Below are 23,092 nucleotides of genomic sequence, written 5' to 3'. Positions count from 1 at the left end.
GTGGGCCATCAGCGTAGTCTCCTATAAGGAAGCTGATTCGACCAACACCGGTCAAAATAGTTCTATCTATTTTTGAGACACCACACTAGTGGCAGGAATGCTCCAGGTCGTCATGCTATGCCTCTCTAACATAACTTCGGACCGGCTCTCGAACTGGGCTAATCCCTATTAACAGGCCGTTGAAAAATTGGTTTTCGAACGAATCAGGGGCGCTGATTTCGAAGACACGAGCTGCCCAGACGCGTCTGCGCAGCGATTGCACCGGCCAATCTGGCCTGTTTGCAGGCCATCTCGCCCATTTCGGGCGCACGTATCCCCGGGCTCACGCATGATGCGCGTCCCACCAGCCGCCGATGCTGCCCATGCGCACCAGGTTGTAGGTGGCAAAGCACAGCAGCGCCTGACCCGTGAGCTTGGCCTGACCGATCAGCTTGGTCTTTGCCAGACCACCCACGGTCTTGATCCAGCCAAAGGCCTCCTCAATGCGCTTGCGCACCTTCTGACTGGTCTTGTAGCCCTCGTGTCGGGTGATCCGGGCATCCACCGCCGAGTGCTTGTCCTTGGCCGCCACGTGCGGCGTGACCTTGAGCTTTCGGCAGCCCTTGATGAAGGCCTTGCTGTCGTAGCCCTTGTCGGCCCCGACCGTAGCCCGCTTGTTCTTGTTGTCCCGGCGCCCAAGCATCGCGAGCGCTGCCTCGCGCTCGGCGGTGCCGCGGGTATGGGTGATCTGCACGTCCACGATCAGACCGTTGCGGTTTTCCATGAGGATGTGCGCCATGTGGCACAGGCGAGCCTTGTCGCCCGCGCTCTTCTTGAACAGCCGGGCATCGGGGTCCGTGGTACTGGCGTGGGTGTCGTTGCAGCGCTGCTGTCCTTTGAAGTCCACCTCGGGATTGCGCCCCTCAGTCGGGGTTTGGTCGTCGTCCCGGCGCTTGAAACTTTTGTGCGAGGCCCAGGCCTCGATCAGCGTGCCGTCCACGCTGAAGTGTTCGTCGCTGGTCAACTTCGCCCAATCGGCGGTGTGCTTGACCCGCTCGAAGAAGGCGCGGGCCAGGTCTTCATTGAAGAGCCGCTCGCGGTTGGCGCTGAAGGTGGAGTGGTCCCAGACCTTGTCCTCGATGTTCAGGCCCACGAACCAGCGGTACAGCAGGTTGTAGTTGACCGCTTCGACCAACTGGCGCTCGCTGCGGATGGAGAACAGGATCTGCAGCAGCAAGGCCTTGAGCAGCATCTCCGGTGGCACCGATGGGCGGCCACGGCGGGCGTACACCGCTTCGAACTCGCGGTTCATGGTTGACAGCAGCGCATCAACCACCGCGCGCAACTTGCGCAACGGGTGTGCCTGCGGCACGCGCTCTTCAAGGCTGATGTAGCTGAACATCGCCCCCTGGAAGTCTTGGTTGCCTCTCATCGTCCTCGTCTGGGTCGTTCACCTATGGCTTCAGATCGTAGCGGCCAACGCGGGCGTCGGCGGGGGATTTTTCAACGGCCTGTTAAGGCAAGAGCAGCGCCAGAAACATCTTTTTATGGATCTCCCGCATCTTGACCAGCGACAACCCTGTGTCCTCGGCCCGCTCACCAAGCAGTACACATTTTGCCAGCCAATAAACGATGGGGCAAAGCACGATCTCGAAATGTTCTGTCAGCGCGCTTTGACGCATGACTCCCTGGCGCACGCATTCGTCGACCAAGGCCTGCGAACTCGCGCGCATCTTCAACAGGATATTGGCGTGCCATCGCTCGATGAGGCCGGGTACCCGCTTGCTCTCCGTGATCAGCAACTGGAAGGTCGGAGCTGCAAGCGGACTGTCCAGACGTGCATAGAGCTTGTCGATGTAGGCCTCGGCTATCTCCTGAATCGAGCCATTTGCCTCCGACAGGAACACGCTGAAAGAATCTTCCGTCGTAGGCAAGGCTGCCATCAACAGTTCTTCGAAGACCTGATCCTTGCTGCCGAAGTGCGCATAGACCCCTGACTTCGACATGCCTGCGCGTATGGCGATTCCCTCGACAGTGGTCTTGGTTAACCCATGTGCGAGGAACTCGATCAGTGCAGCATCCAGGATTTCCCGCTTTCGCTCGGCTCCTGGCAAATAACGGCGCCGCCGACCGCCTCGGTGAGACGAGCTACTCAAGATATCTCCCGGCCTAGGCCTGCTTCAACACGCTGCGAAATTGTTGCGGCAATTCTAACGCGGCTCGCCTGGCGCAGTCTCGCCATTCTGCTTTCAGAGCTGCAATCAAGGCAGCACGGAGCTTCACTTCAACGCCCACCCGTGCCGCACCCCTTGTCGTAGAGCGGCCCATGCGTACGCCCACGTGACCGATCGAGCCGCGGATAAGCGCTTCGCATTTGGGGAATTGATGCTATACTCCAAAACGACGCACGGGTCGTTTCTTGCGTAATTCATTGATCGTCATAGGAAGAGGACGCGTTTTGATGGCGGATGAAGGTGAAGTCTCGATACAGATGGATGCGTTGGCCCGCGCTGTCCAGGCCGCTGCCAGCGCGTCCATCTCGCCGCAGTCTCTCCTGCTGGCGTGGACGGATTGGGCTTCGCATCTGGCCTCCTCGCCGGGCAAGCAGTCCGAGTTGATGTCACTGGCGGCCGAACAGGCGTCCGCGCTTGCCGGCTATCTGCGCGAATGCCTTCTGGCCGGCACGGGAGAAGCCCGCGATTGCATCGAGACACCGGTGCAGGATCGGCGCTTCGCTGCCCCGGAATGGCGCCATTGGCCGTTCAACCTGTTGCATCAGGTCTTTCTGCTCAACCAGCAGTGGTGGTCGCAGGCCACCCATGGCGTATCCGGCGTGGACAAGCACCACGAGAACGTGGTGGCCTTCGCGGCCAGGCAGTGGCTGGACATGCTCTCTCCCGGCAACCACCTGCTGACCAATCCAGAGGCGCTGGCACGTACCGTCGCCGAGGATGGCTCGAACCTGCAGCGCGGCCTGGCGCATCTGCTTGACGACATCGAGCGCTCGCTGGCCAAGCTGCCGCCCGCAGGAGCGGAGGCGTTCGTGGTCGGTCGCGATGTGGCCGCCACGCCGGGCAAGGTGGTGCTGCGCAACCAGTTGATGGAGCTGATCCAGTACGCGCCCTCGACCGAAACGGTGCACCCGGAGCCGGTGCTGGTGATCCCCGCCTGGATCATGAAGTACTACATCCTCGATCTTTCTCCGCACAACTCCCTGATCAAGTATCTGGTAGGCCAGGGCTATACGGTGTTCTGCATCTCCTGGAAGAACCCGGGCCAGGCCGAGCGCGATCTGGGCATGGACGAGTATCTGGAGCAGGGCTTCCATGCAGCGCTGCAGGCCGTCAACGCGATCGTTCCCAAGCGCAAGGTGCACGCCACCGGTTATTGCCTGGGCGGGACGCTGCTGGCGATTGCCGCTGCGGCGATGGCGCGCGATGGCGATGAGCGTCTGGCCTCGTTGAGCCTGTTCACGGCGCAGACCGACTTCAGCGAACCCGGCGAACTCGGGTTGTTCATCGACGAAAGCCAGGTGTCCATGCTGGAAGCGCAGATGGCCGAGGCCGGTTATCTGCGCGGCGACCAGATGGCCGGCGCCTTCCAGATGCTGCGCTCCTATGACCTGCTTTGGTCGAAGATGGTGCAGGAATACCTGCTCGGCGACCGCAGGCCGATGAACGACCTGATGGCCTGGAATGCCGATCTGACCCGGATGCCGGCGAAGATGCATTCGCAGTACCTGCGGCGGCTGTACCTGGACGACGATCTCAGCGAGGGGCGCTACCCGGTCGGCGGCCGTCCGGTCTCGCTGGGCGACATCGGTCTGCCGACGTTCGCCGTCGGCACGCTCACCGACCACGTCGCGCCCTGGCGCTCGGTGTACAAGCTGCATTACCTCACGCCCACCGAGATCACCTTCGCGCTGACCAGCGGCGGGCACAACGCCGGTATCGTCAGCGAACCGGGCAGGCCCAGACGCAGCTACCGGATCGGTACGCGTGCGGCCGGCGCCAGCTACGTGCCCCCCGACCGTTGGCTGGAGCAGACGCCGGTACAGGAAGGGTCGTGGTGGCCGGCCTGGATCGCGTGGCTGCAGGAACGCTCGGGAACGCCCGTCAAGCCGCCCGCGATCGGGGCGCCCTCCAAGGGCTACAAGCCGCAGTACGCGGCGCCGGGCAACTACGTGCTGGAGACATGACATGAACGATAGGCCAGCCGTCGCCACAAGTGGCAAGCGCCGTCCGCCGCCGCTGCGGGCCCGGCCGATCCTGGCCAGCACCGCGCTGGCGCTGCTGGCCGGCTGCGCCAGCCTGGCGCCGGAGTATGAACAGCCCGTCGCGCCGGTACCGCAGAGCTATGCGTCCACCGTGGGCGCATCGACGCCAGGGCGCGAGGATCTGCCGCCCTGGCGCGACTACTTCACCGATCCGCTGCTGCAGCGCCTGATCGAGACGGCGCTGGGCAACAACCGCGACCTGCGCGTCGCCGCGCTCCGGGCCGAGGAAGCCCGAGCCGCATTCCAGATCCAGCGCGCCGATCAATTCCCGGGCCTGGGCCTGGGTGCGCAGGGCGCGCGCGCACGGGTGCCGGGCGATCTCAACTACTACGGGCAGTCCGTGGTCGGCGGCGAATACCGCGCCGAAGTCGGCCTGAGCAGTTGGGAACTGGATCTGTGGGGCCGCATACGCAACCTGAAGGATGCGGCACTGCAGCAGTGGCTGGCCACCGATGCCGGCCGTCAGGCGGTCGAACTGGCGCTGATCGTCCAGGTCGCCGATGGCTACCTGGGGCTGCGTGAACTGGACGAGCGCGTGGCGATCGCGCGCCGCACCGTGGACTCACGCGCGGAGTCCTACCGCATCTTCCAGCGCCGCCAGGAAGTCGGCTCGACCTCTCGGCTGGACCTGACCCAGGTGCAGACCCTGTTGACCCAGGCGCAGGCGCTGCTGGCCCAGCTCGAACGCGCGCGCGCCAGCCAGTACCACGCACTGGCCCAGTTGGTCGGCGCCGATCCCGGCGCACTCCCAGCCCGCGCGCCGTTCGACGAGGACACGGTGCTGGCGGCGCTGCAGCCAGGGCTGCCTTCGGACCTGCTGGTCCGTCGCCCAGACCTCATCGCCGCCGAGCATCAGCTGCGTGGCGCCCATGCCAACATCGGCGCCGCGCGCGCGGCGTTCTTCCCGCGCATCGCCCTGACCGGCAGTTGGGGCACGGCCAGCGCCGAGCTCGATGGCCTGTTCGATTCCGGCAGCCGCGCGTGGACCTTTCTGCCGACGCTGTCGCTGCCGATCTTCGACGCGGGCCGTCGCCGCGCCAACCTGGAGCTCAGCGAAGTGCGCCGCGACATCGCGGTGGCCCAGTACGAGAAATCCATCCAGACCGCGTTCCGCGAGGTCGCCGACGCGCTGGCGGCCCGCCACTGGCTGGCCGAGCAGTTGCAGGTGCAGACCGTCGCGCGCCAGGCCCTGGCCGAACGCTCCCGGCTGGCCCAACTGCGCTACGACAACGGCTCGGCCGCCTATCTCGAAGTCCTCGACGCGCAGCGCAACCTGCTGGACGCCGAGCAGCAACTGGTGCAGGTGCGCCGTGCGCTGCTGTCCAGCCAGGTCGCGCTGTACGGCGCGCTCGGAGGCGGGCCTGGCCAGCGCTCCGGTGGCGCTGAATCAGGCCTTTCCACCCATTCGCAACGGGCGTCGGACATACCATGAGCACAGCATCGTCCCTTTTTTCCAAGAAACGCATCGTCCCCGCCACGCTGGTCGTCGCCGTCGCGGTGCTGGCCTGGTGGGGCTGGCAGCGCTGGTCCGACCACGGCCCGGGCGAGGGATTCGCCAGCGGCAACGGGCGCATCGAGGCCACCGAGATCAACGTGGCCACCAAGTTGCCCGGCCGGGTGGAGGAGATCCTGGTGCGCGAGGGCGACTTCGTGCAGGCCGGGCAGACGCTGGCGCGGATGCAGACCGACACCCTGCGCGCCCAGTACGACCAGGCCGAGGCCGGGCGGCAACAGGCCGAGCACGGCGTGGCCGCGGCCCAGGCGCAGATCGCGCTGCGGCAGAGCGAGGTGGCCACCGCGCAGGCGCTGGTCGTCCAGCGCGAGGCCGAGCTCGATGCTGCGCGCCGCCGGCTGGCGCGTTCGGAGACGCTTTCGGTGGAGGGCGCCTCCTCGGCCCAGGAACTGGACGACGACCGCGCGCGGGCACGCGCCAGCCAGGCGGCGGTCGCGGCGACCCGGGCCCAGGCTGCCGCTGCCCAGGCGGCCGTGCGCGCCGCCGAGGCGCAGCTGGTCGGGGCGCAGTCCACGGTCCGCGCGGCCGAGGCCGCGGTGGCGCGGATCCAGGCCGACATCGACGACAGCGCGCTCAAGTCGCCGCGCGCCGGCCGGGTGCAGGTGCGCGTGGCGCAGCCGGGCGAAGTGCTCGGCGCCGGCGGGCGCGTGCTCAACCTGCTGGACCTGTCCGATGTCTACATGACCTTCTTCGTGCCCGAGACCGCCGCCGGCCGCATCGCCCTGGGCAGCGAGGTGCGCCTGGTGCTGGACGCCGCGCCCGAGTACGTGATCCCGGCCCGCGTCTCCTTCGTCGCCAGCCAGGCCCAGTTCACGCCCAAGACCGTGGAGACCGCCAGCGAGCGCCAGAAGCTGATGTTCCGCGTGCGCGCCCAGATCCCGCCGGAGCTGCTGCGCCGCCATCTGGAACAGGTCAAGACCGGCGTGCCCGGCATGGCCTGGCTGCGCACCGATGCCAGCCATGAGTGGCCCGCCAACCTGGCCATCAAGCTGCCAGCCCAGCCCGCGCAATGAGCGAGAGCACGACGCCCCACGCCAGCGGCTGGGTCGTGCGCCTGAAGGGCGTGCACCAGCGCTATGGCCAGGTCGAGGCGCTGGCGGGCATAGATCTGGACATTCCCGAAGGCCGCATGGTCGGCCTGATCGGGCCGGACGGCGTGGGCAAGTCCAGCCTCATGGCGCTGATCTCCGGGGCGCGCAAGATCCAGGAAGGCAGCGTCGAGGTGCTGGGCGGCGACATGGCCCAGCGCCGGCACCGCGAGGCCGTCTGCCCGCGCGTGGCCTACATGCCGCAGGGCCTGGGGCGCAACCTCTATCCCACGCTGTCGGTGGAGGAGAACCTGCAGTTCTTCGCGCGCCTGTTCGGCCATGACGCGGCCGAGCGGCGCCGGCGCATCGACGATCTCACCCAGGCCACGGGCCTGCGCAAATTCCTGGAGCGGCCGGCCGGCAAGCTGTCGGGCGGCATGAAGCAGAAGCTGGGCCTGTGCTGCGCGCTGATCCACGACCCCGACCTGCTCATTCTTGACGAGCCCACCACGGGCGTGGACCCGCTGGCGCGCGCCCAGTTCTGGGACCTGATCGCGCGCATCCGCCGCCAGCGCCCCGGCATGAGCGTGCTGGTGGCCACGGCCTACATGGACGAGGCCCAGCGCTTCGACTGGCTGGTGGCCATGGACGAGGGCCGCGTGCTGGCCACGGGCACGCCGGCCGAGCTGCTGCAGCGCACGGACAGCCGCTCGCTGGAAGAGGCCTTCATCGCCCTGCTGCCCGAAGAGAAAAAGCGCGGCCATGCGCCCGTCACCATTGCACCCCTGCCCGAGGGTGGCGAGGACGACATCGCCATCGAGGCCAGGGACCTGACCATGCGATTTGGCGACTTCGTCGCCGTGGACCATGTGTCCTTCCGCATCCGCCGCGGCGAGATCTTCGGCTTCCTGGGCTCCAACGGCTGCGGCAAGAGCACCACCATGAAGATGCTGACCGGCCTGCTGCCGGCCAGCGAGGGCCAGGCCTGGCTGTTCGGCCAGCCCGTGGACCCGCGCGACATCGACACGCGCCGCCGCGTGGGCTACATGACCCAGGCGTTCTCGCTGTACGGCGAGCTGACCGTGCACCAGAACCTGGTGCTGCATGCGCGCCTGTTCGGCGTGCCAGAGGCGGACATTCCCGCGCGCGTGTCCGAGATGCTGCAGCGCTTTGACCTGCAGGCCGCGCAGCACAGCCTGCCGGCCGCCCTGCCGCTGGGCATGCGCCAGCGCCTGTCGCTGGCCGTGGCCATGGTGCACAAGCCCGAGCTGCTCATCCTGGACGAGCCCACCTCGGGCGTGGACCCCGTGGCGCGCGACGGCTTCTGGCGCCTGCTGGTGGAGCTGTCGCGGCGCGACCGCGTGACCATCTTCATCTCCACCCACTTCATGAACGAGGCCGAGCGCTGCGACCGCATGTCCATGATGCATGCGGGCAAGGTGCTGGACAGCGACACGCCCGCGCGCCTGGTGGCCAAGCGCGGCGCGGCCACGCTGGAGGAAGCCTTCATCGGCTACCTGGTCGAGGCCGGTGGCGGCGAGGCCCCGGCCGCCGAGGAACCGGCCGCGCCTGCCGCCCCCGCTGCCGTGGAAACGCACACTGCGCGCCGCCGCCATTTCAGCGCCCAGCGCATGCTCAGCTATGTCTGGCGCGAAGCGCTGGAGCTGCAGCGCGACCCGGTGCGCGCCACGCTGGCCCTGGTGGGCTCGCTGATCCTGATGTTCGTGATGGGCTACGGCATCAGCCTGGACGTGGAGGACCTGCGCTTTGCCGTGCTGGACCGCGACCAGACCACCATCAGCCGCAGCTATGCGATGAGCCTGTCGGGCTCGCGCTACTTCATCGAGCAGCCGCCGCTGACCGACTACGACGCACTGGACCGCCGCATGCGCAGCGGCGAGCTGACCCTGGCCATCGAGATCCCCCCGGGCTTTGCGCGCGATGTGCTGCGCGGCGGCTCCGTGCAGGTGGGCGCCTGGTTCGACGGCGCCATGCCCACGCGCGCCGAGACCGTGCGCGGCTACCTGCAGGGCATCCACCAGCACTGGCTGACCGAGCAGGCGCGCGAGCGCCTGGGCGTGGCGCCGGCCGGCCTCATCGACATCCAGACGCGCTTTCGCTACAACCCCGACGTGCGCAGCCTGCCGGCCATGGTGCCGGCCGTCATGCCCCTGCTGCTGCTGCTTTTGCCCGCCATGCTGACGGCGCTGGCCGTGGTGCGCGAGAAGGAAAGCGGCTCCATCACCAACTTCTACGTCACGCCGGTCACGCGCACCGAATTCCTGCTGGGCAAGCAACTGCCCTATGTGGTGCTGGCCATGCTGAACTTCCTGCTGATGTGCCTGATGGCCGTCACCCTGTTCGGCGTGCCCGTGACGGGCAGCTTTGCCACGCTGGCCCTGGCGGCGCTGATCTTCAGCGGCGCCTCCACGGGCTTCGGCCTGCTGGCCTCCACGCTGACGCGCAGCCAGATCGCCTCGATGTTCCTGGTGCTGATCGGCACGCTGATCCCCACCACGCAGTTCGCAGGCCTGGTCGACCCCGTGTCCTCGCTGGAGGGCGTGGGCCGCGCCATCGGCGAGGTCTATCCGGCCAGCCACATGATCGCCATCAGCCGCGGCGTGTTCAGCAAGGCGCTGGGCTTTCGGGAGCTGGCCGGCTCGTTCGGGCCGCTGCTGCTGTCCGTGCCGGCGATCCTGGGCCTGGCCATTGCGCTGACCAGAAAGCAGGAGAACTGACATGCGCACCCGCCTTTTCTCCAACATCTACCGGCTGGGCGTCAAGGAGCTGTGGAGCCTGTGGCGCGACCCCGTGCTGCTGGTGCTCATCGCCTATGTGTTCACGGTCTCCATCTACACGGCGGCCACGGCCATGCCCGAGAGCCTGCACAACGCGCCCATCGCCATCGTGGACGAGGACGGCTCGCCGCTGTCGCAGCGCATCGCGGGCGCCTTCTATCCGCCGCAGTTCGCGCCGCCGGCCATGATCGACCGCACGCAGATGGACCCGGGCATGGACTCGGGCACCTACACCTTCGTGCTCAACATCCCGCCCAACTTCCAGCGCGACGTGCTGGCGGGCCGCGCGCCCGAGCTGCAGCTGAACGTGGACGCCACGCGCATGAGCCAGGCCTTCACGGGCAACAGCTATGTGCAGCAGATCGTCTCGGCCGAGGTCAGCGAGTTCGTGCGGCGCTTTCGGGGCGCCACCGCCCTGCCCGTGGACCTGGTGGTGCGCGCGCGCTTCAATCCCGCGCTGGACAAGGTCTGGTTCGGCGGGCTGATGCAGATCATCAACAACGTGACCATGCTGTCCATCATCCTCACGGGCGCGGCGCTGATCCGCGAGCGCGAGCACGGCACGGTGGAGCACCTGCTGGTCATGCCGGTGACACCGACCGAGATCATGCTGGCCAAGATATGGTCCATGGGACTGGTCGTGCTGGTCACCGCCTTTGCCTCGCTCAACCTCGTGGTGCGCGGCGCCCTGGGCGTTCCCATCGAAGGCTCTCAGCCGCTGTTCCTGGCAGGGGCCGCGCTGTGCCTGTTCGCCACAACGTCGCTGGGGATCTTCCTTGCCACGCTGGCGCGCAACATGCCACAGTTCGGCATGCTGCTGGTGCTCGTGCTGCTGCCGCTGCAGCTGCTGTCGGGCGCCATGACGCCGCGCGAAAGCATGCCGCAGCTGGTGCAGACCATCATGCTGGCCGCGCCGACCACCCACTTTGTCGAGCTGTCGCAGGCCATCCTCTACCGCGGCGCCGGCATCGGCGTGGTCTGGAAGCCCTTCCTGGCCCTGGCGCTGATCGGCTCGGCCCTGTTCGCGCTCGCGCTCACCCGTTTCCGCAGGACCATCAGCCAGATGGCCTGAATCCGTCCCTGACTCGGGACTTCCACTCAGTGAGGTACTACCCATGACCACCGAAACGCTTCCCCTGAACCTCCTCAAGGCCAACGCCGAACTGCAGTTGCGCCTGACTCGCTTGCTGCAGGAAAGCAGCCATCAATGGCTGGACTCGGTGAAGGAGGCCAGTTCGCAGGGGATCGCGGAAACCTCGGCCGAGATCGAAGGCGTGCTGCGTTCGGCAAACTGGCAGGCACTGGCGTCGTTGCCGCCTGAAGCCTTCTGGCGTCAGTTCCAGGGCCGCGTTGCGCACGTGCAGACGTTCCAACAGGTCGCGATCAAGAACCAGGCGGCCTTCACGTCGGGACTGCAGCAGGCCATCGAGAGCTGGCACAAGGCCGTGAGCAGCGCGCTCGGCAGCGACAACTCCGCGTCGCCCTTCGCCGACGTCTTCAAGCAGTGGAATGCCTTGTGGTCGCAGACGACCGAGGCCACCCAGCGCAAGGCGCCCAAGGGAGACTGATCGGAATGGGCAGCACAACACATACTGCGCTGGTCACTGGCGGCATGGGAGGGCTGGGCGAGGCCGTCGCCCGCCATCTGCACGATGCCGGACATACGGTGCTGGTCACCCACGCCCGCAGCGACGAAGCCGCCAACCTGTGGCTGCGCAAACAGGCCGATGCCGGTTACACCTTCCAGTGCTACGACGTGGATGTGGCCGACTGGGCTTCGACCCAGGCCATGGCCGAGCGCATCGCCGCCGACGGGCATGTGGTGGACATCCTGGTCAACAACGCCGGCATCACCCGTGACGCGACCTTCCGCAAGCTGAGCAAGGAGAACTGGGACGCGGTGCTCCGGGTCAACCTGGACTCGATGTACAACGTCACCCGGCTGTTCATCGACGGCATGCTCGAACGCGGCTGGGGCCGCATCGTCAACATCTCCTCGATCAACGGCTCCAAGGGCCAGTTCGGCCAGACCAACTACTCGGCGGCCAAGGCCGGCATCCACGGCTTCACCAAGGCGCTGGCGCAGGAGGTGGCGCGCAAGGGCATCACCGTCAACACCATCTCGCCAGGCTACCTGGCCACGCAGATGGTGATGGCCGTGCCCGAGGACGTGCGCAACCAGATCATCGCCGGCATCCCGGTCGGGCGCCTGGGCCGTCCCGATGAGATCGCCGCGCTGATCGGCTTCGTCGCCGGCGATGCCGCCGGCTTCCTCACCGGCAGCAACCTGTCCATCAACGGCGGCCAGCACATGTATTGACGCCGCGCCCGCCCCCCCGGCGCCTGTCGCGCCGGCGGTCAGGCGCCCTCCCGCAAAGAAAAGGACATGAGATGAGCAACGACATTGCAATCCTGGCGGCCACCCGCACCGCCATCGGCAGTTTCCAGGGCACGCTGTCCGGCCTGCCGGCCCACGCCCTGGGCGCGGCGCTGATCCGCGGCATCCTCGAGAAGACCGGCATCGCGCCCGCGGAGATCGACGAGGTCGTCCTGGGCCAGATCCTCACCGCCGGCAGCGGCCAGAACCCGGCGCGCCAGGCCGCGATCGCGGCGGGCCTGCCGCACGCGGTTCCCGCGCTGAGCCTCAACAAGGTCTGCGGCTCGGGCCTGAAGGCCGTGCACCTGGCCGCGCAGGCGATCGCCCTGGGCGACGCCGACCTGGTCCTGGCCGGCGGCCAGGAGAGCATGAGCCTGGCGCCCTACGTGCTGCCCAAGGCGCGCACCGGCCTGCGCCTGGGCCATGCGCAACTGGAGGACAGCCTGATCCGCGACGGCCTGTGGGACGCCTTCAATGACTACCACATGGGCATCACCGCCGAGAACCTGGCCGAGCGCTACGGCATCACCCGCGCGCAGCAGGACGCCTTCGCCGCCGACTCGCAGCGCAAGGCCGCCGAGGCCATCGCAGCCGGCCGCTTCCAGGACGAGATCACCCCGATATCAATCCCGCAGCGCAAGGGTGACCCGGTGCTGTTCGACACCGACGAGCAGCCGCGCGCCGGCACCACCGCCGAGGCGCTGGCCAAGCTGCGCCCTGCGTTCAAGAAGGACGGCACGGTCACCGCCGGCAACGCTTCCACGATCAACGACGGCGCCGCGGTGCTGCTGCTGGCCAGTGCGCAGAAGGCCGAGGCACTGGGCCTGCCGGTGCTGGCATGGATCCGCGGCTATGCCAGCGCCGGCGTGGACCCGGCGGTCATGGGCATCGGCCCGGTGCCGGCCACGCAGAAGACGCTGAACAAGGCGGGCTGGCGCATCGGCGATCTCGACCTGATCGAGGCCAACGAGGCCTTCGCCGCGCAGGCGCTGGCGGTGAACCAGGAACTGGGCTGGGACACGGCCAGGGTCAACGTCAACGGTGGCGCGATCGCGCTGGGGCACCCGATCGGCGCGTCCGGTGCGCGCATCCTGGTCACCCTGGTCCACGAACTGATCCGCCGCGATGCCCGCAAGGGCCTGGCCACGCTGTGCATCGGCGGTGGCCAGGGCGTGGCCATCGCCATCGAACGCTGATCCCGACACAGGCCCCGACGACATGAGCGACGATCGCGCCCCCCACAAGACGACCGGGAACATCCCCGCAGACTGGCCGACCGACCCGCTGCGGCTGGGTGCCGCCGCGGCCGAATACACCATCGACGCCTGGCAGCGCGGCCTGCTGTATGCCGACGTACTCCGCCAGCGCGGCAACCAGTACCAGGCGCACCTGCGCGAGCGCGTGCCCAACGTGCTCGCCTTCGAGGCCGAACTGGTGCTCTCCGGCCTGGACCTGCCGCGCCCGGTCAACTACGGGCTGGCGCGCATCGTGCCCGGCGCCGGAACCCCGGTCGACCCGGCCAAGCGCCCCTTCGTCGTGGTCGACCCGCGCGCCGGCCACGGCCCGGGCATCGGTGGCTTCAAGCCCGACAGCGAGATCGGTGCGGCGATGAAGGCCGGTCATCCGTGCTACTTCGTCGGCTTCCTGCCCGACCCGGTGCCGGGGCAGACGGTCGAGGACGTGATGCGCGCCGAGGCCGCGTTCGTGCGCAAGGTCGGCGAACTGCATCCGGGCAACGGCAAGCCCGTGGTGATCGGCAACTGCCAGGCCGGCTGGCAGGTGCTGATGACCGCGGCGGTCTGGCCGGAGCTGTTCGGGCCGATCATCCTGGCCGGCGCGCCGGTCTCGTACTGGGCCGGCGACAACCCGATGCGCTACGGCGGCGGCCTGACCGGCGGCAGCTGGTTGACCGCACTGACCAGCGACATCGGCGCCGGGCGCTTCGACGGCGCCTGGCTGGTGCAGAACTTCGAGCACCTGGACCCGGCCAACACCCTGTGGAAGAAGCAGTACCACCTGTACGCCAACATCGACACCGAGGCCGACCGCTACCTGGGCTTCGAGAAGTACTGGGGCGGCTACGTCTTCCTCAACGACGTGGAGATGCAGTACATCGTCGACAACCTGTTCATCGGCAACAAACTGAGTACGGCGCAGCTGGTGACGTCTGATGGCGTGCGCATCGACCTGCGCAATATTCGCTCGCCGATCGTGGTGTTCTGCTCCTACGGCGACAACATCACCCCGCCCGGCCAGGCGCTGGGCTGGATCACCGACCTGTACCGCGACAAGGACGACCTGGTCGCCCACGACCAGACCATCGTCTACGCCACCCACGACAGCATCGGCCATCTGGGGATCTTCGTCTCGGCCAGCGTCGGTCGCAAGGAACACCGCGAGTTCGCCGCCAACATCGACATCATCGACCTGCTGCCGTCCGGGATTTACCGCGCCGAGGTCGAGGACCGTCCCGACGGCGTGCCGGCGGGCGAGCTCGGCGACGCCGAGTACCTCATGCGCATCCGCGGCAGCAGCCTGGAGGAGATCGGCCAGATCGTGCGGCCCGATCCCGCGTCCGACCGCCGCTTCGCGGCCGCCGCGCGCCTGTCGGAGATCAACCTGGCGCTGTACCGCAACACGCTGCAACCCTGGATCCGGGCGATCTCCACGCCCTGGTCTGCCCGCTGGCTGCAAGCGCTGCATCCGCTGCGGGTCGGCTTCGAGTGGTGGTCGGATCAGCATCCACTGGCCGTGCCGGTCGCCGCCGCCGCCGAACAGATCCGCAAGGAGCGTGCGCCGGCCGCCGCGGGCAACCCCTTCCTGCTGGCGCAGGAGCGCCTGTCCGAGACGATCGTGCAGGCGCTGGATCAGTTCCGGGACCAGCGCGACGCCTTGCAGGGACGCCTGTTCGAACTGATCTTCGGCTCGCTCCTGCTGCAGTCGCTGGCAGGGCAGACCCTGTACCAACCGCAGCCGCCCAGGACGCATCCGGGCGATTCGCCCGAGCACCGCGCCTTCCTGGCCGGCGAGCTGGCGCGGCTGGAGGCCGACCTGGACCGGGGCGGGCTGGCCGAGGCGGTGATCCGCGGCCTGTTCTTCGTGCTCAAGACCCGCGGCGAGGCCGACTGCCGCCATTTCCGCCATGCCTGGGAGCTGCTGCAGCCGCGCCTGGACCGCCCGGATCTGGGCGTGCCGGACCTGGCGCGGTTCCGCGAACTGGTGCGCCGACAGGGCCTGCTGGTCTGGCGCGACGGCGAGGCCGCACTGGCGGCGATCCCGCGGCTGCTGGCCGACACGCCACCCGACATCATCCACCGCGCCAGCGACATCATCGCCGGACTGGTCGAAGTGGCCGGCAGTCTGTCTGCCCAGGAGCAGGCCAGCCTGCGACGCGTGCTCGACCTGTTCGCACACGCCGCGCAAGCGGCGACCGCTGCGGCCGCGCCGGCGGCCTCCGTGCCATTGACGCCTGCCCATGCGCCCAGCGTGCCTGCGAAGGTCGGCAAGGCCGCCACCGCCAAAGCGGCTTCCGCGGCAAAGCACACGCCGCGTCCCGGGACTGCGCAGACGCGAAAGCGCGGCACCACGGCAGGCGCTGCAGTCCCATCGGGGACTGCTGGCGAGCCCGCCACCCGTCCCGGCCCCTCCGGTTCGCCTGGGCGTCCCGGCAAGAAGGCCACCGGCAAGAAAGGAAACCGCCCATGACCGCGACAACCGGCCAGGCCGCCGGCAACGAAGGCCTGCTGCACCTGCTCGCCCACGTCGCGGGCAAGTCGGCGATCCGGGTCGCAGTGGTGCATCCCTGCGATGCCTTGAGCCTGTCGGCGACCCTGGAGGCGAGGGCGGAGGGATTGATCGAGCCCATCCTGGTCGCCCCGCGCCCGAAACTGGAAGCGGTCGCCGGGCAGGCCGGCCTGGAGCTGGCCGGCCTGGCCATCGAGGACGTGCCGCACAGCCACGCCGCCGCCGCGCGCGCGGTCGAACTGGCCCGCGAGGGACAGGTCGAGGCCCTGATGAAAGGCAGCCTGCATACCGACGAACTGATGTCGGCAGTGGTGTCCTCCACCACCGGGCTGCGTACCAAGCGCCGGGTCAGCCATTGTTTCGTATTGCAGACGCCGCAGTATCCGCGCCCCTTCATCGTCACCGATGCGGCCATCAACCTGGCCCCGGACCTGCTGCAGAAAGCCGACATCGTCCGCAATGCCATCGAACTGGCGCAGGTCATCGGCGTGGCCGAGCCCAAGGTCGCCATCCTGGCGGCGGTCGAGACCGTCAACCCGGCGATGCCGGCCACGCTGGACGCCGCCGCGCTGTGCAAGATGGCCGACCGGGGCCAGATCACCGGCGGCGTGCTCGACGGGCCGCTGGCTTTCGACAACGCGGTGTCGATCGCCGCCGCGCGTACCAAGGGCATCGCCTCGCCGGTGGCCGGGCAGGCCGACGTGCTGGTGGTGCCCGACCTGGAGAGCGGCAACATGCTCGCCAAGCAACTCATCTACCTGGGCAACGCGGAGAGCGCCGGCGTCGTGCTCGGTGCCAAAGTGCCGATCATCCTGACCAGCCGTGCCGACAGCCGCGAAACGCGCCTGGCCTCCTGCGCGATCGCCCTGCTGCTGGCGCACCGCTACCGGCAGATCCCGCCCTGAACAACGGCCCCCGATGCCGACGACGGTTCCATCAAACGAAGGAGATGACATGAAATACACATTCCAGGGTGACGTGGTGCTGGTCAGCGGCGCCGGCTCGGGCATCGGCGAGGCCACCGCCAGGCTGCTGGCCGCCAACGGCCTGCGTGTGGTGGTCTCGGACATCGACGCCGGCACCGCCGGGCGCGTGGCCGGGGCCATCGTCGCCGACGGCGGCACCGCCGTGGCCCACGCCGGCGACGTCTCGCGCCCAGAGGACGCCGAATCGGCGGTGGCGCTGGCCGTGCGCGAATTCGGCGCGCTGCAGCTGGCGTTCAACAATGCCGGCATCGGTGCCCCGTTCAAGCCGGCCGGTGAACTCACCACCGAGGAATGGCGCCGGGTCATCGACATCAACCTCAGCGGCGTGCAGTACGGCCTGCGCTACCAGATCCCGGCGATCCTGGCCGCCGGCGGCGGCGCCATCGTCAACATGTCCTCGATCCTCGGCCTGGTCGGCGACGCCGGCGCCCCGGCCTACGTGGCCGCCAAGCACGGCGTGACCGGCCTGACCCGCTCGGCCGCGCTGGCCTATGCCAGCCAGGGCGTGCGCATCAACTCGATCCACCCCGGCTACGTGGAGACGGCGATCCTGGCCAACCTGGACGGCGCCACGCGGCAGGCGCTGGTGGCCAAGCACGCGATCGGCCGGCTTGGCCGCGCCGAGGAGATCGCCCATGCCGTCGCCTTCCTGCTGTCCGATGGCGCCAGCTTCCTGGCCGGCAGCGCGCTGGTCGCCGACGGCGGCTACACCGCCGCCTGAACGCAGGCCGCATATCCATGTCCGAACCCACCCGAGACGTCCTGCTGGTGCTCAACTGCGGCTCGTCGAGCATCAAGTTCGCCGTGTTCGATGCCGGCGCCGTGCCGCTGCCGCGCAGGCCGCTGTGGAACGGCAAGGTGCAGGGCATCGGCGGGCCGGCGCCGGATTTCGGCGAGACCGACGTGGCGCCGTTCCCGATCGAACTGGGCCCGGACCACCCCTACCGCGACGCGCTGGCGCTGATCCGGCAGCGCGTCCTGGCCCGGCTCGACGGGCGCGGCGTGGCCGCGATCGCGCACCGCGTGGTCCACGGCGGTAGCAAGTACTTCGACCCGGTGCGCGTCGATGCCCAGGTGCTGGCCGACCTCAAGGGCTACATCCCGCTGGCGCCGCTGCACCAGCCGTTCGCGCTGGAGGCCATCGAGATCCTGCTGCGCGAGCGCCCGGACATCGCCCAGGTCGCCTGCTTCGACACCGGCTTCCACCACACCCTGCCAGTGGTCGAGCAGATGCTGCCGCTGCCCTGGGATGCGTGGCAGCGCGGACTGCGGCGCTATGGCTTCCACGGCCTGTCCTACGCCTACATGGCCGCGGTCCTGGGCGAGCGCCACGGTGCCGTCGCGCATGGACGCACCATCGTTGCTCACCTGGGCAGCGGCGCGAGCCTGTGCGCGATGCAGGATCTGCGGAGCGTGGCCACCACCATGGGCTTCTCGGCGCTGGACGGGTTGATGATGGGCACCCGTACCGGCGTGCTGGACCCGGGCGCGGTGCTGTATCTGATGGAGATCGAGAAGCTGTCGCTGGAAGAGGTCGGCCGCATCCTCTACCACCGCTCGGGCCTGCTCGGCGTGTCCGGCATCTCGGCCGAGCCGCGCGTGATCGTGCAGCACGAAGGCGACGATGGTGAACGCGGTGAGCGGGCCCGCATCGCACTTGCGCTGTACGTGCGCCGCATCGTGCGCGAGATCGGCGCACTCACCGCCGTGCTCGGCGGCCTGGACCTGCTGGTATTCACCGCCGGCGTGGGCGAGCACAACGCCTTCGTGCGCGAGCGCGTCTGCCGTTCGCTGGGCTTTCTCGGCGTGCAACTCGACGACCGCGCCAACGCCGCCGACGCAGCGTTGATCTCCCGTTCCGGCAGCACCGTGCGGGTCGCAGTGGAGCCCACCAACGAGGAGTGGATCGCCGCCGGCCATGCCTTGCGCTTTAAGCATGAACAACTGGGAACACGCAGATGAGTACTTACTTACAATCAACACCAGAAAGTTCAGGACATTAAGTATCTTCAACGAATACCCAAGCCTCTCGCGCCCTCACTTTGAGGCGGACAAAAACAGCATCAGGTGGCCCGATTTACTCGCACCATGTGCAACACACAACCACCACCTGCGGGGCAAACTGTTCACGGAACATCCTGTCCGCTCGTTCGCAGCTCTGGAACATCCCCGGGACAGCGCCAAAGCCGCGGACACATTGCTTCCAAGGCTATAGAAAGGGGGGAAAAGCCCATGGAATTGCGACATCTTCGCTATTTTTCCGTTTTGGCAGAAGAATTGCATTTCACGCGAGCAGCTGATCGTCTTCATATTGAACAGCCGCCATTGTCCCGGGCGATCAAAGAACTAGAGGAAGAACTGGGGGTTGTGCTTTTCGATCGGGACCGCCGAGGAACCCAGTTGACCGCAGCGGGCTTGGCATTCTTACAAGACACTCGACGCCTATTCACTATCCTGGAGCAGGCACGGGAAAACGCCAAAGCTGTTGCTGCCGGCTTGCGCGGCAGTCTGCGCATTGCGGTGTCCGATGGAGCGATCGATCTACGTCTATCGGCGTTTCTTGCCCGTTGCCGCGCCGAAGAGCCCGAGATCGAGATACGTCTGTCCGAAGTGCCTTTGGCCGAGCAGTTGCGCGGGCTGCGCGCGGGCGACTTCATGATCGGGTTCGCTCATACGGCTGACGTCGGTGATGGCGTTGTTGCCGAACCTATCTGGCGAGACCCGCTGGTGATCGCGGTCCCGGCCCGGCATGTACTGCTCGCCTACAAGGAGGTTCCGCTCCATGAGATCAGGGGCTATCCACTTGTTTTGTGCGACCCGCATGTGTGCGAAGGCTACTGCCGTGAACTGCATCGACTCCTACAGACGCTGGAGCATAAGCTGACCGTCGTTGAAGAGGTGTCCTCGCTGGACATGATGCTCACCCTGGTCGGTGCAGGCTATGGCGTCGGCTTCATGACGGCGACCAAGATTCCGCTGAGCCAGCGGCCAGACGTGGTGATCCGTCCTTTGGCTTTGGACTCAGCCGTGATGACCACATATCTCCTTCGGCCTGACAGCAGTGATTTATCGGCTTCTCTGGAACGATTTATCGATCGCCTGCGCGACCCTTCAGGTAGCTGACGAAGCCATCCTCAGCCGGTTACCTCACGCCTCGGTGTCGGCATGAAGATTGCGTTCAGTCGCAGCCATCAGTTCGGCGGCACTGATCCTGAGCGCAACGGAGATTTTCAGAATCAGGGCCAGCGTGGGCATATGTTCTCCACGCTCGATCTTGCCCATGTGAGAGCGCGCGATGCCGGCCATAGCTCCCAGTTCTTCCTGAGCAATCCCTTGCTCTACGCGCGCAGCGCGCACGGCTTTTCCGAAGGCCAGAGCTGGCTCGGCTTCAAATGTGGTTGTGCCCGAGGGACGGCCTCGTTGAACGGTACGCTTCTGCATGAACAGAAGCGTCGAGCAGTCGAGACAATTTAACCACGTTAAACTTAACGTATATTGGCTATCATGTGGACTCGCCTATTTGACCCGATCGCTTCTTGGGGGCTCTCATGCACGACGCCACCAGTCAGACTTCCAGCTTCAGGCTTGCTATTGCGCCTGGCGTACCCTCATCGCATCTCTCGGCATTGCTTGCGCTACAGCGTGAGGAAGAGCCGGAAGTCACCATCGCTTTTTTCGAGGTCGCAGGCGACGAACTGGTTGCAGGACTTCGTGACGGCCGCTACGACGCAGGCATATCGCTCGAGGGTTTGAGCGATCCGCCCTTGAAAAGCCAACCTCTGTGGAGTGAGAGCATGGCCGTTGCCATGCCGATGCGGTCTCCCTTACTGGCCCAGGTGAAGCCCACGGTCGCCGAGCTACTGGACTACCCCATTTTTCGCTGGCAGGCGGAAATCTGCCCTCTGTTGGATCAGCGGCTGTCCTCCCTCATGCCGGCGAACCGACCGAACACTGTTCAGAGCGTAACTTCCTTCGAGATGATGACGCTATGGGTCGCCGCTGGCTACGGCGTCGGGGTATCCGCGCAATCACGCATTGGGCACGCGCATGGATGGGGGATCGGCATGAGGCCGCTTTTTGACGGCCCTTACGAAATCGTGACGCACCTGCAGCGACTCGACGGGCAAGTCAACCCTGTTTCTGATCGGTTCGAGCGCAGAGCGCTGCAGATTGCCAAGGTCGGAGCAACGTAGAGAGCCCTATGGCTTGGGACGTTCGCCCAGCCATAGGGCGGCAACATCAAGGCTAGGCCCCTTCAGCCACCACAGCACTATCCAGCAGCCGGCGAACACTCTGCCGCACATCTTCGGAGATGGACAGCGGCGGCGAGACAGCCTGCTGGCCGCCCGCGATGACCTGGACGACCACACCCAAATTCGCGGGCGTCACCACATCGATGGCCCCGCGATCACCCAGGTCCGGGTGCGGCTGGGTCAGCATGCGGTAAAGCTCCCACGAATCCGCGTGCGGGCACTGGTTCATGAGCACCTGGGCCAGCTTGTGCTTGAGCGGCACCAGTTGCCAATCGGGAACACGCTGCCCCCGATTTCCCAAACTGATGGCCAGCAACTTGCCCGCCTTCAGTTCGCGGTTGATCTGGTCCTTGGACTTCCCGGCCAGCTTGCCGAACAGCGGGACCGGCAAGCTGCTTGGCGACTCGTAGATGGCCAGCATTTCCTCGCGCTCGCGCTGGATCGCGGACACTTCCGGCTCCGGGGCATGCGTCGGAGGCGGCGGCACCTGAGACAGCCGCTGGAACGTGATCCCGCCGCTGTTCGGGGTTACCACAATAGGCGTGGCCACGACCGGCGGGACGCCGGGGGGAGTGGGCTCGCCCATCGTGATGGTCGCATCCACCGCTTCCTCCACTTCTGCCATCGCCGGCACCCCGTCGATACGGATGGTCAGGTGCGCGCTCGCGGCTTCCACTTCGCCCTGTTCAAGTAGGTCGAGCCGATCGGCCCAGTCCTGCATCATCCGGCGGCGCGGTTCCACGTACTTGGCGTGGTTGTAGGCCGAACTCACCTTGTTGGGGTCGGAGTGCGAAAGCTGGGCGTCCACCCAAATCTTCGGATAGCCGATCTCGTTGAGCGCCGTCGAGATAGTGCCGCGGATGCCGTGGCCGGTCAGGCGCCCCTCATAGCCCATGAGCTGCACGGCCTTGTTGAGGGTGTTCTCGCTGATGCGCTTCTTGAGTTCGCTACGGTGCGACAGCAGGTACTTCTGCGCCGGCCGCATCACGCCCAGGAGGTAACGAACGATCTCGATGGCCTGCAGGGACAGAGGCACGATATAGGGCGGCACGTCCTGCGGCCGCTTGCCGGCCTTGCGCATCTCGTCCTGAAGCTGCTTGACGACCTGTGGCGGGATGATCCACAAGCCCCGGTCGAGGTCGAACTGTTCAGCTTCCGCCAACCGCAGTTCGCCCGTGCGCACCCCCGTCAGGAACAGCAGCCGGATTCCAAGCTGGGTCTGCCAGCCACGAGGGTTGTAGAGCCGGAGCTTCTGGAGGAACTCGGGCATCTCGGGCAGGTGCAGGTAGGGGTTGTGGGTCACCGGGGGCTTGGGCTCGGCAACCACGTCCAGGTCGGCGGCCGGGTTGACCTCCAGCCCCTCGGCGATGACCAGGGCATAGCGGAACAACTGGTTGAACCAGGTACGGACCTTCTCGGCCGTGGTGAACGCCTTGCGCTTCTCGATCGCTGCCAGGACGCCCAGGAGCTGGGGGCGGCGAATGTCGTAGATAGACATCTTTCCAAGGGTAGGCAGCACGTCCTTGTTGAAGATGCGCAGGATCTGCGACATCGTGCTCTGCCGGCCTTCCTTGAGTTCCTTGCGGCGATGCTCGACCCAGGCGTCGAAGACGGTCTTGAAGGTGTATTCGCCGGCCAGCCTGACCGCATGCCGCCGCTGGTCACGCTCGACCTGGGGATCGATCCCCCTGGCGAGCAGGGCTTGGGCTTTGTCCCGCTCGGCTCGGGCCTCGCGCAGGCTGAGTGCGGGATAGCCGCCTAAAGACATGCGCTTCTGCTTGCCCAGCCAGTAGTAGCGGAATTGCCACGACTTGCCGCCTGCGGCGGAGACCATCAGGCCCAGGCAGTCGTTGTCGGAGATGGTGTAGCGCTTTCCGGTGGTCCTTGCCTGCCGGACGGTCAGATCAGAGAGTGCCATTTCGAGGCTCCTAAGTTATGACTTAGGCCCTATGCTCGTCATGGTCCCCGCTCAGCCCCAGCAACTATCCGGTAGCCGACCCTCCGCATTCTTGTGCCTCATTTGGCGACTCAAAAACGCTGGCTGTGGGTGGATTTCCGTGGCGCTCGCTGGAATGAAAAAAGGGGCCGAAGCCCCTCTTTTCAACGACCTACAGACGTCAGTAGAAGTCTGTAGATCA

At 66.9% G+C, this 23,092-nt stretch carries 17 protein-coding genes and 1 pseudogene; 14 read left to right on the top strand and 4 right to left on the bottom strand.

Annotation, left to right across the window (positions count from 1 at the left end):
* Positions 1-322 precede the first annotated feature (322 nt).
* The gene (locus tag IHV84_RS16515) at positions 323-1,411 is read right to left on the bottom strand and encodes an IS5 family transposase (RefSeq protein WP_198847667.1); all 1,089 of its coding nucleotides are present in this window, start codon (positions 1,409-1,411) and stop codon (positions 323-325) included.
* An 82-nt stretch (positions 1,412-1,493) separates the two neighbouring features.
* Positions 1,494-2,135, bottom strand: a complete 642-nt coding sequence (locus IHV84_RS16510; RefSeq protein WP_233100075.1) for a TetR/AcrR family transcriptional regulator — start codon at positions 2,133-2,135, stop codon at positions 1,494-1,496.
* Between the two features lie 305 nt (positions 2,136-2,440).
* Between IHV84_RS16510 and IHV84_RS16505 the strand changes: the two genes are divergently transcribed.
* The 13 genes and pseudogenes from IHV84_RS16505 to IHV84_RS16445 all read left to right on the top strand — a co-directional run bounded on the left by IHV84_RS16505 (position 2,441) and on the right by IHV84_RS16445 (position 19,824).
* Positions 2,441-4,177: an alpha/beta fold hydrolase gene (locus IHV84_RS16505; protein ID WP_198847666.1), complete on the top strand. Its 1,737-nt coding sequence runs from the start codon at positions 2,441-2,443 to the stop codon at positions 4,175-4,177.
* 1 nt (position 4,178) lies between these two features.
* On the top strand, positions 4,179-5,687 hold the full coding sequence (locus tag IHV84_RS16500; RefSeq protein WP_198847665.1) for an efflux transporter outer membrane subunit: 1,509 nt from the start codon (positions 4,179-4,181) through the stop codon (positions 5,685-5,687).
* Entirely contained in the window at positions 5,684-6,781 is a 1,098-nt protein-coding gene (locus IHV84_RS16495) for an HlyD family secretion protein (RefSeq protein WP_198847664.1), read from the top strand. Before IHV84_RS16500 ends, IHV84_RS16495 begins: the two co-directional genes overlap by 4 nt.
* The gene (rbbA, locus tag IHV84_RS16490; protein ID WP_198847663.1) at positions 6,778-9,534 is read left to right on the top strand and encodes a ribosome-associated ATPase/putative transporter RbbA; all 2,757 of its coding nucleotides are present in this window, start codon (positions 6,778-6,780) and stop codon (positions 9,532-9,534) included. The genes IHV84_RS16495 and rbbA overlap by 4 nt, the downstream gene beginning before the upstream one ends.
* 1 nt (position 9,535) lies before the next feature.
* Positions 9,536-10,666 (top strand): ABC transporter permease, encoded by a 1,131-nt coding sequence (locus IHV84_RS16485; protein WP_198847662.1) that lies wholly within the window; start codon positions 9,536-9,538, stop codon positions 10,664-10,666.
* Between the two features lie 43 nt (positions 10,667-10,709).
* Entirely contained in the window at positions 10,710-11,162 is a 453-nt protein-coding gene (locus IHV84_RS16480; RefSeq protein WP_033474837.1) for a hypothetical protein, read from the top strand.
* Positions 11,163-11,167: 5 nt separating this feature from the next.
* Positions 11,168-11,914 (top strand): acetoacetyl-CoA reductase, encoded by a 747-nt coding sequence (gene phbB, locus IHV84_RS16475; protein WP_198847661.1) that lies wholly within the window; start codon positions 11,168-11,170, stop codon positions 11,912-11,914.
* A gap of 71 nt (positions 11,915-11,985) precedes the next feature.
* Positions 11,986-13,167: an acetyl-CoA C-acetyltransferase gene (locus tag IHV84_RS16470; RefSeq protein ID WP_198847660.1), complete on the top strand. Its 1,182-nt coding sequence runs from the start codon at positions 11,986-11,988 to the stop codon at positions 13,165-13,167.
* 22 nt (positions 13,168-13,189) lie between these two features.
* Positions 13,190-15,676 carry a DUF3141 domain-containing protein gene (locus tag IHV84_RS16465; protein ID WP_198847659.1) on the top strand — a complete coding sequence of 829 codons (2,487 nt, stop codon included), beginning with the start codon at positions 13,190-13,192 and terminating at the stop codon, positions 15,674-15,676.
* A 23-nt stretch (positions 15,677-15,699) separates the two neighbouring features.
* Positions 15,700-16,620: pseudogene (locus tag IHV84_RS16460) on the top strand (bifunctional enoyl-CoA hydratase/phosphate acetyltransferase); the annotation flags it as partial.
* Between the two features lie 49 nt (positions 16,621-16,669).
* Positions 16,670-17,422, top strand: a complete 753-nt coding sequence (locus IHV84_RS16455; RefSeq protein WP_033474840.1) for an SDR family NAD(P)-dependent oxidoreductase — start codon at positions 16,670-16,672, stop codon at positions 17,420-17,422.
* 17 nt (positions 17,423-17,439) lie between these two features.
* Complete coding sequence (locus tag IHV84_RS16450; RefSeq protein ID WP_198847658.1) at positions 17,440-18,663, top strand: acetate/propionate family kinase; 1,224 nt, start codon at positions 17,440-17,442, stop codon at positions 18,661-18,663.
* Positions 18,664-18,933: 270 nt separating this feature from the next.
* Positions 18,934-19,824, top strand: a complete 891-nt coding sequence (locus tag IHV84_RS16445) for a LysR family transcriptional regulator (RefSeq protein ID WP_198847657.1) — start codon at positions 18,934-18,936, stop codon at positions 19,822-19,824.
* A 24-nt stretch (positions 19,825-19,848) separates the two neighbouring features.
* Here the strand turns inward: IHV84_RS16445 and IHV84_RS16440 are convergent, their stop codons facing one another.
* Entirely contained in the window at positions 19,849-20,142 is a 294-nt protein-coding gene (locus tag IHV84_RS16440; RefSeq protein WP_198847656.1) for a helix-turn-helix domain-containing protein, read from the bottom strand.
* A gap of 107 nt (positions 20,143-20,249) precedes the next feature.
* Here IHV84_RS16440 and IHV84_RS16435 point away from each other — a divergent pair, with 107 nt between their 5' ends.
* Positions 20,250-20,894 carry a LysR family substrate-binding domain-containing protein gene (locus tag IHV84_RS16435; RefSeq protein ID WP_198847655.1) on the top strand — a complete coding sequence of 215 codons (645 nt, stop codon included), beginning with the start codon at positions 20,250-20,252 and terminating at the stop codon, positions 20,892-20,894.
* Positions 20,895-20,946: 52 nt separating this feature from the next.
* Here IHV84_RS16435 and IHV84_RS16430 read toward each other — a convergent pair whose 3' ends face one another.
* Entirely contained in the window at positions 20,947-22,872 is a 1,926-nt protein-coding gene (locus tag IHV84_RS16430; protein WP_198847654.1) for an integrase arm-type DNA-binding domain-containing protein, read from the bottom strand.
* Positions 22,873-23,092 lie beyond the last annotated feature (220 nt).

Source organism: Acidovorax sp. IB03, assembly GCF_016406015.1.
GTDB classification, from domain to species: Bacteria; Pseudomonadota; Gammaproteobacteria; order Burkholderiales; family Burkholderiaceae_C; genus Acidovorax; species Acidovorax temperans.
The sequence above is the reverse complement of the archived record's forward strand: the minus strand, read 5'-3'. Positions and strand labels throughout refer to the sequence as shown.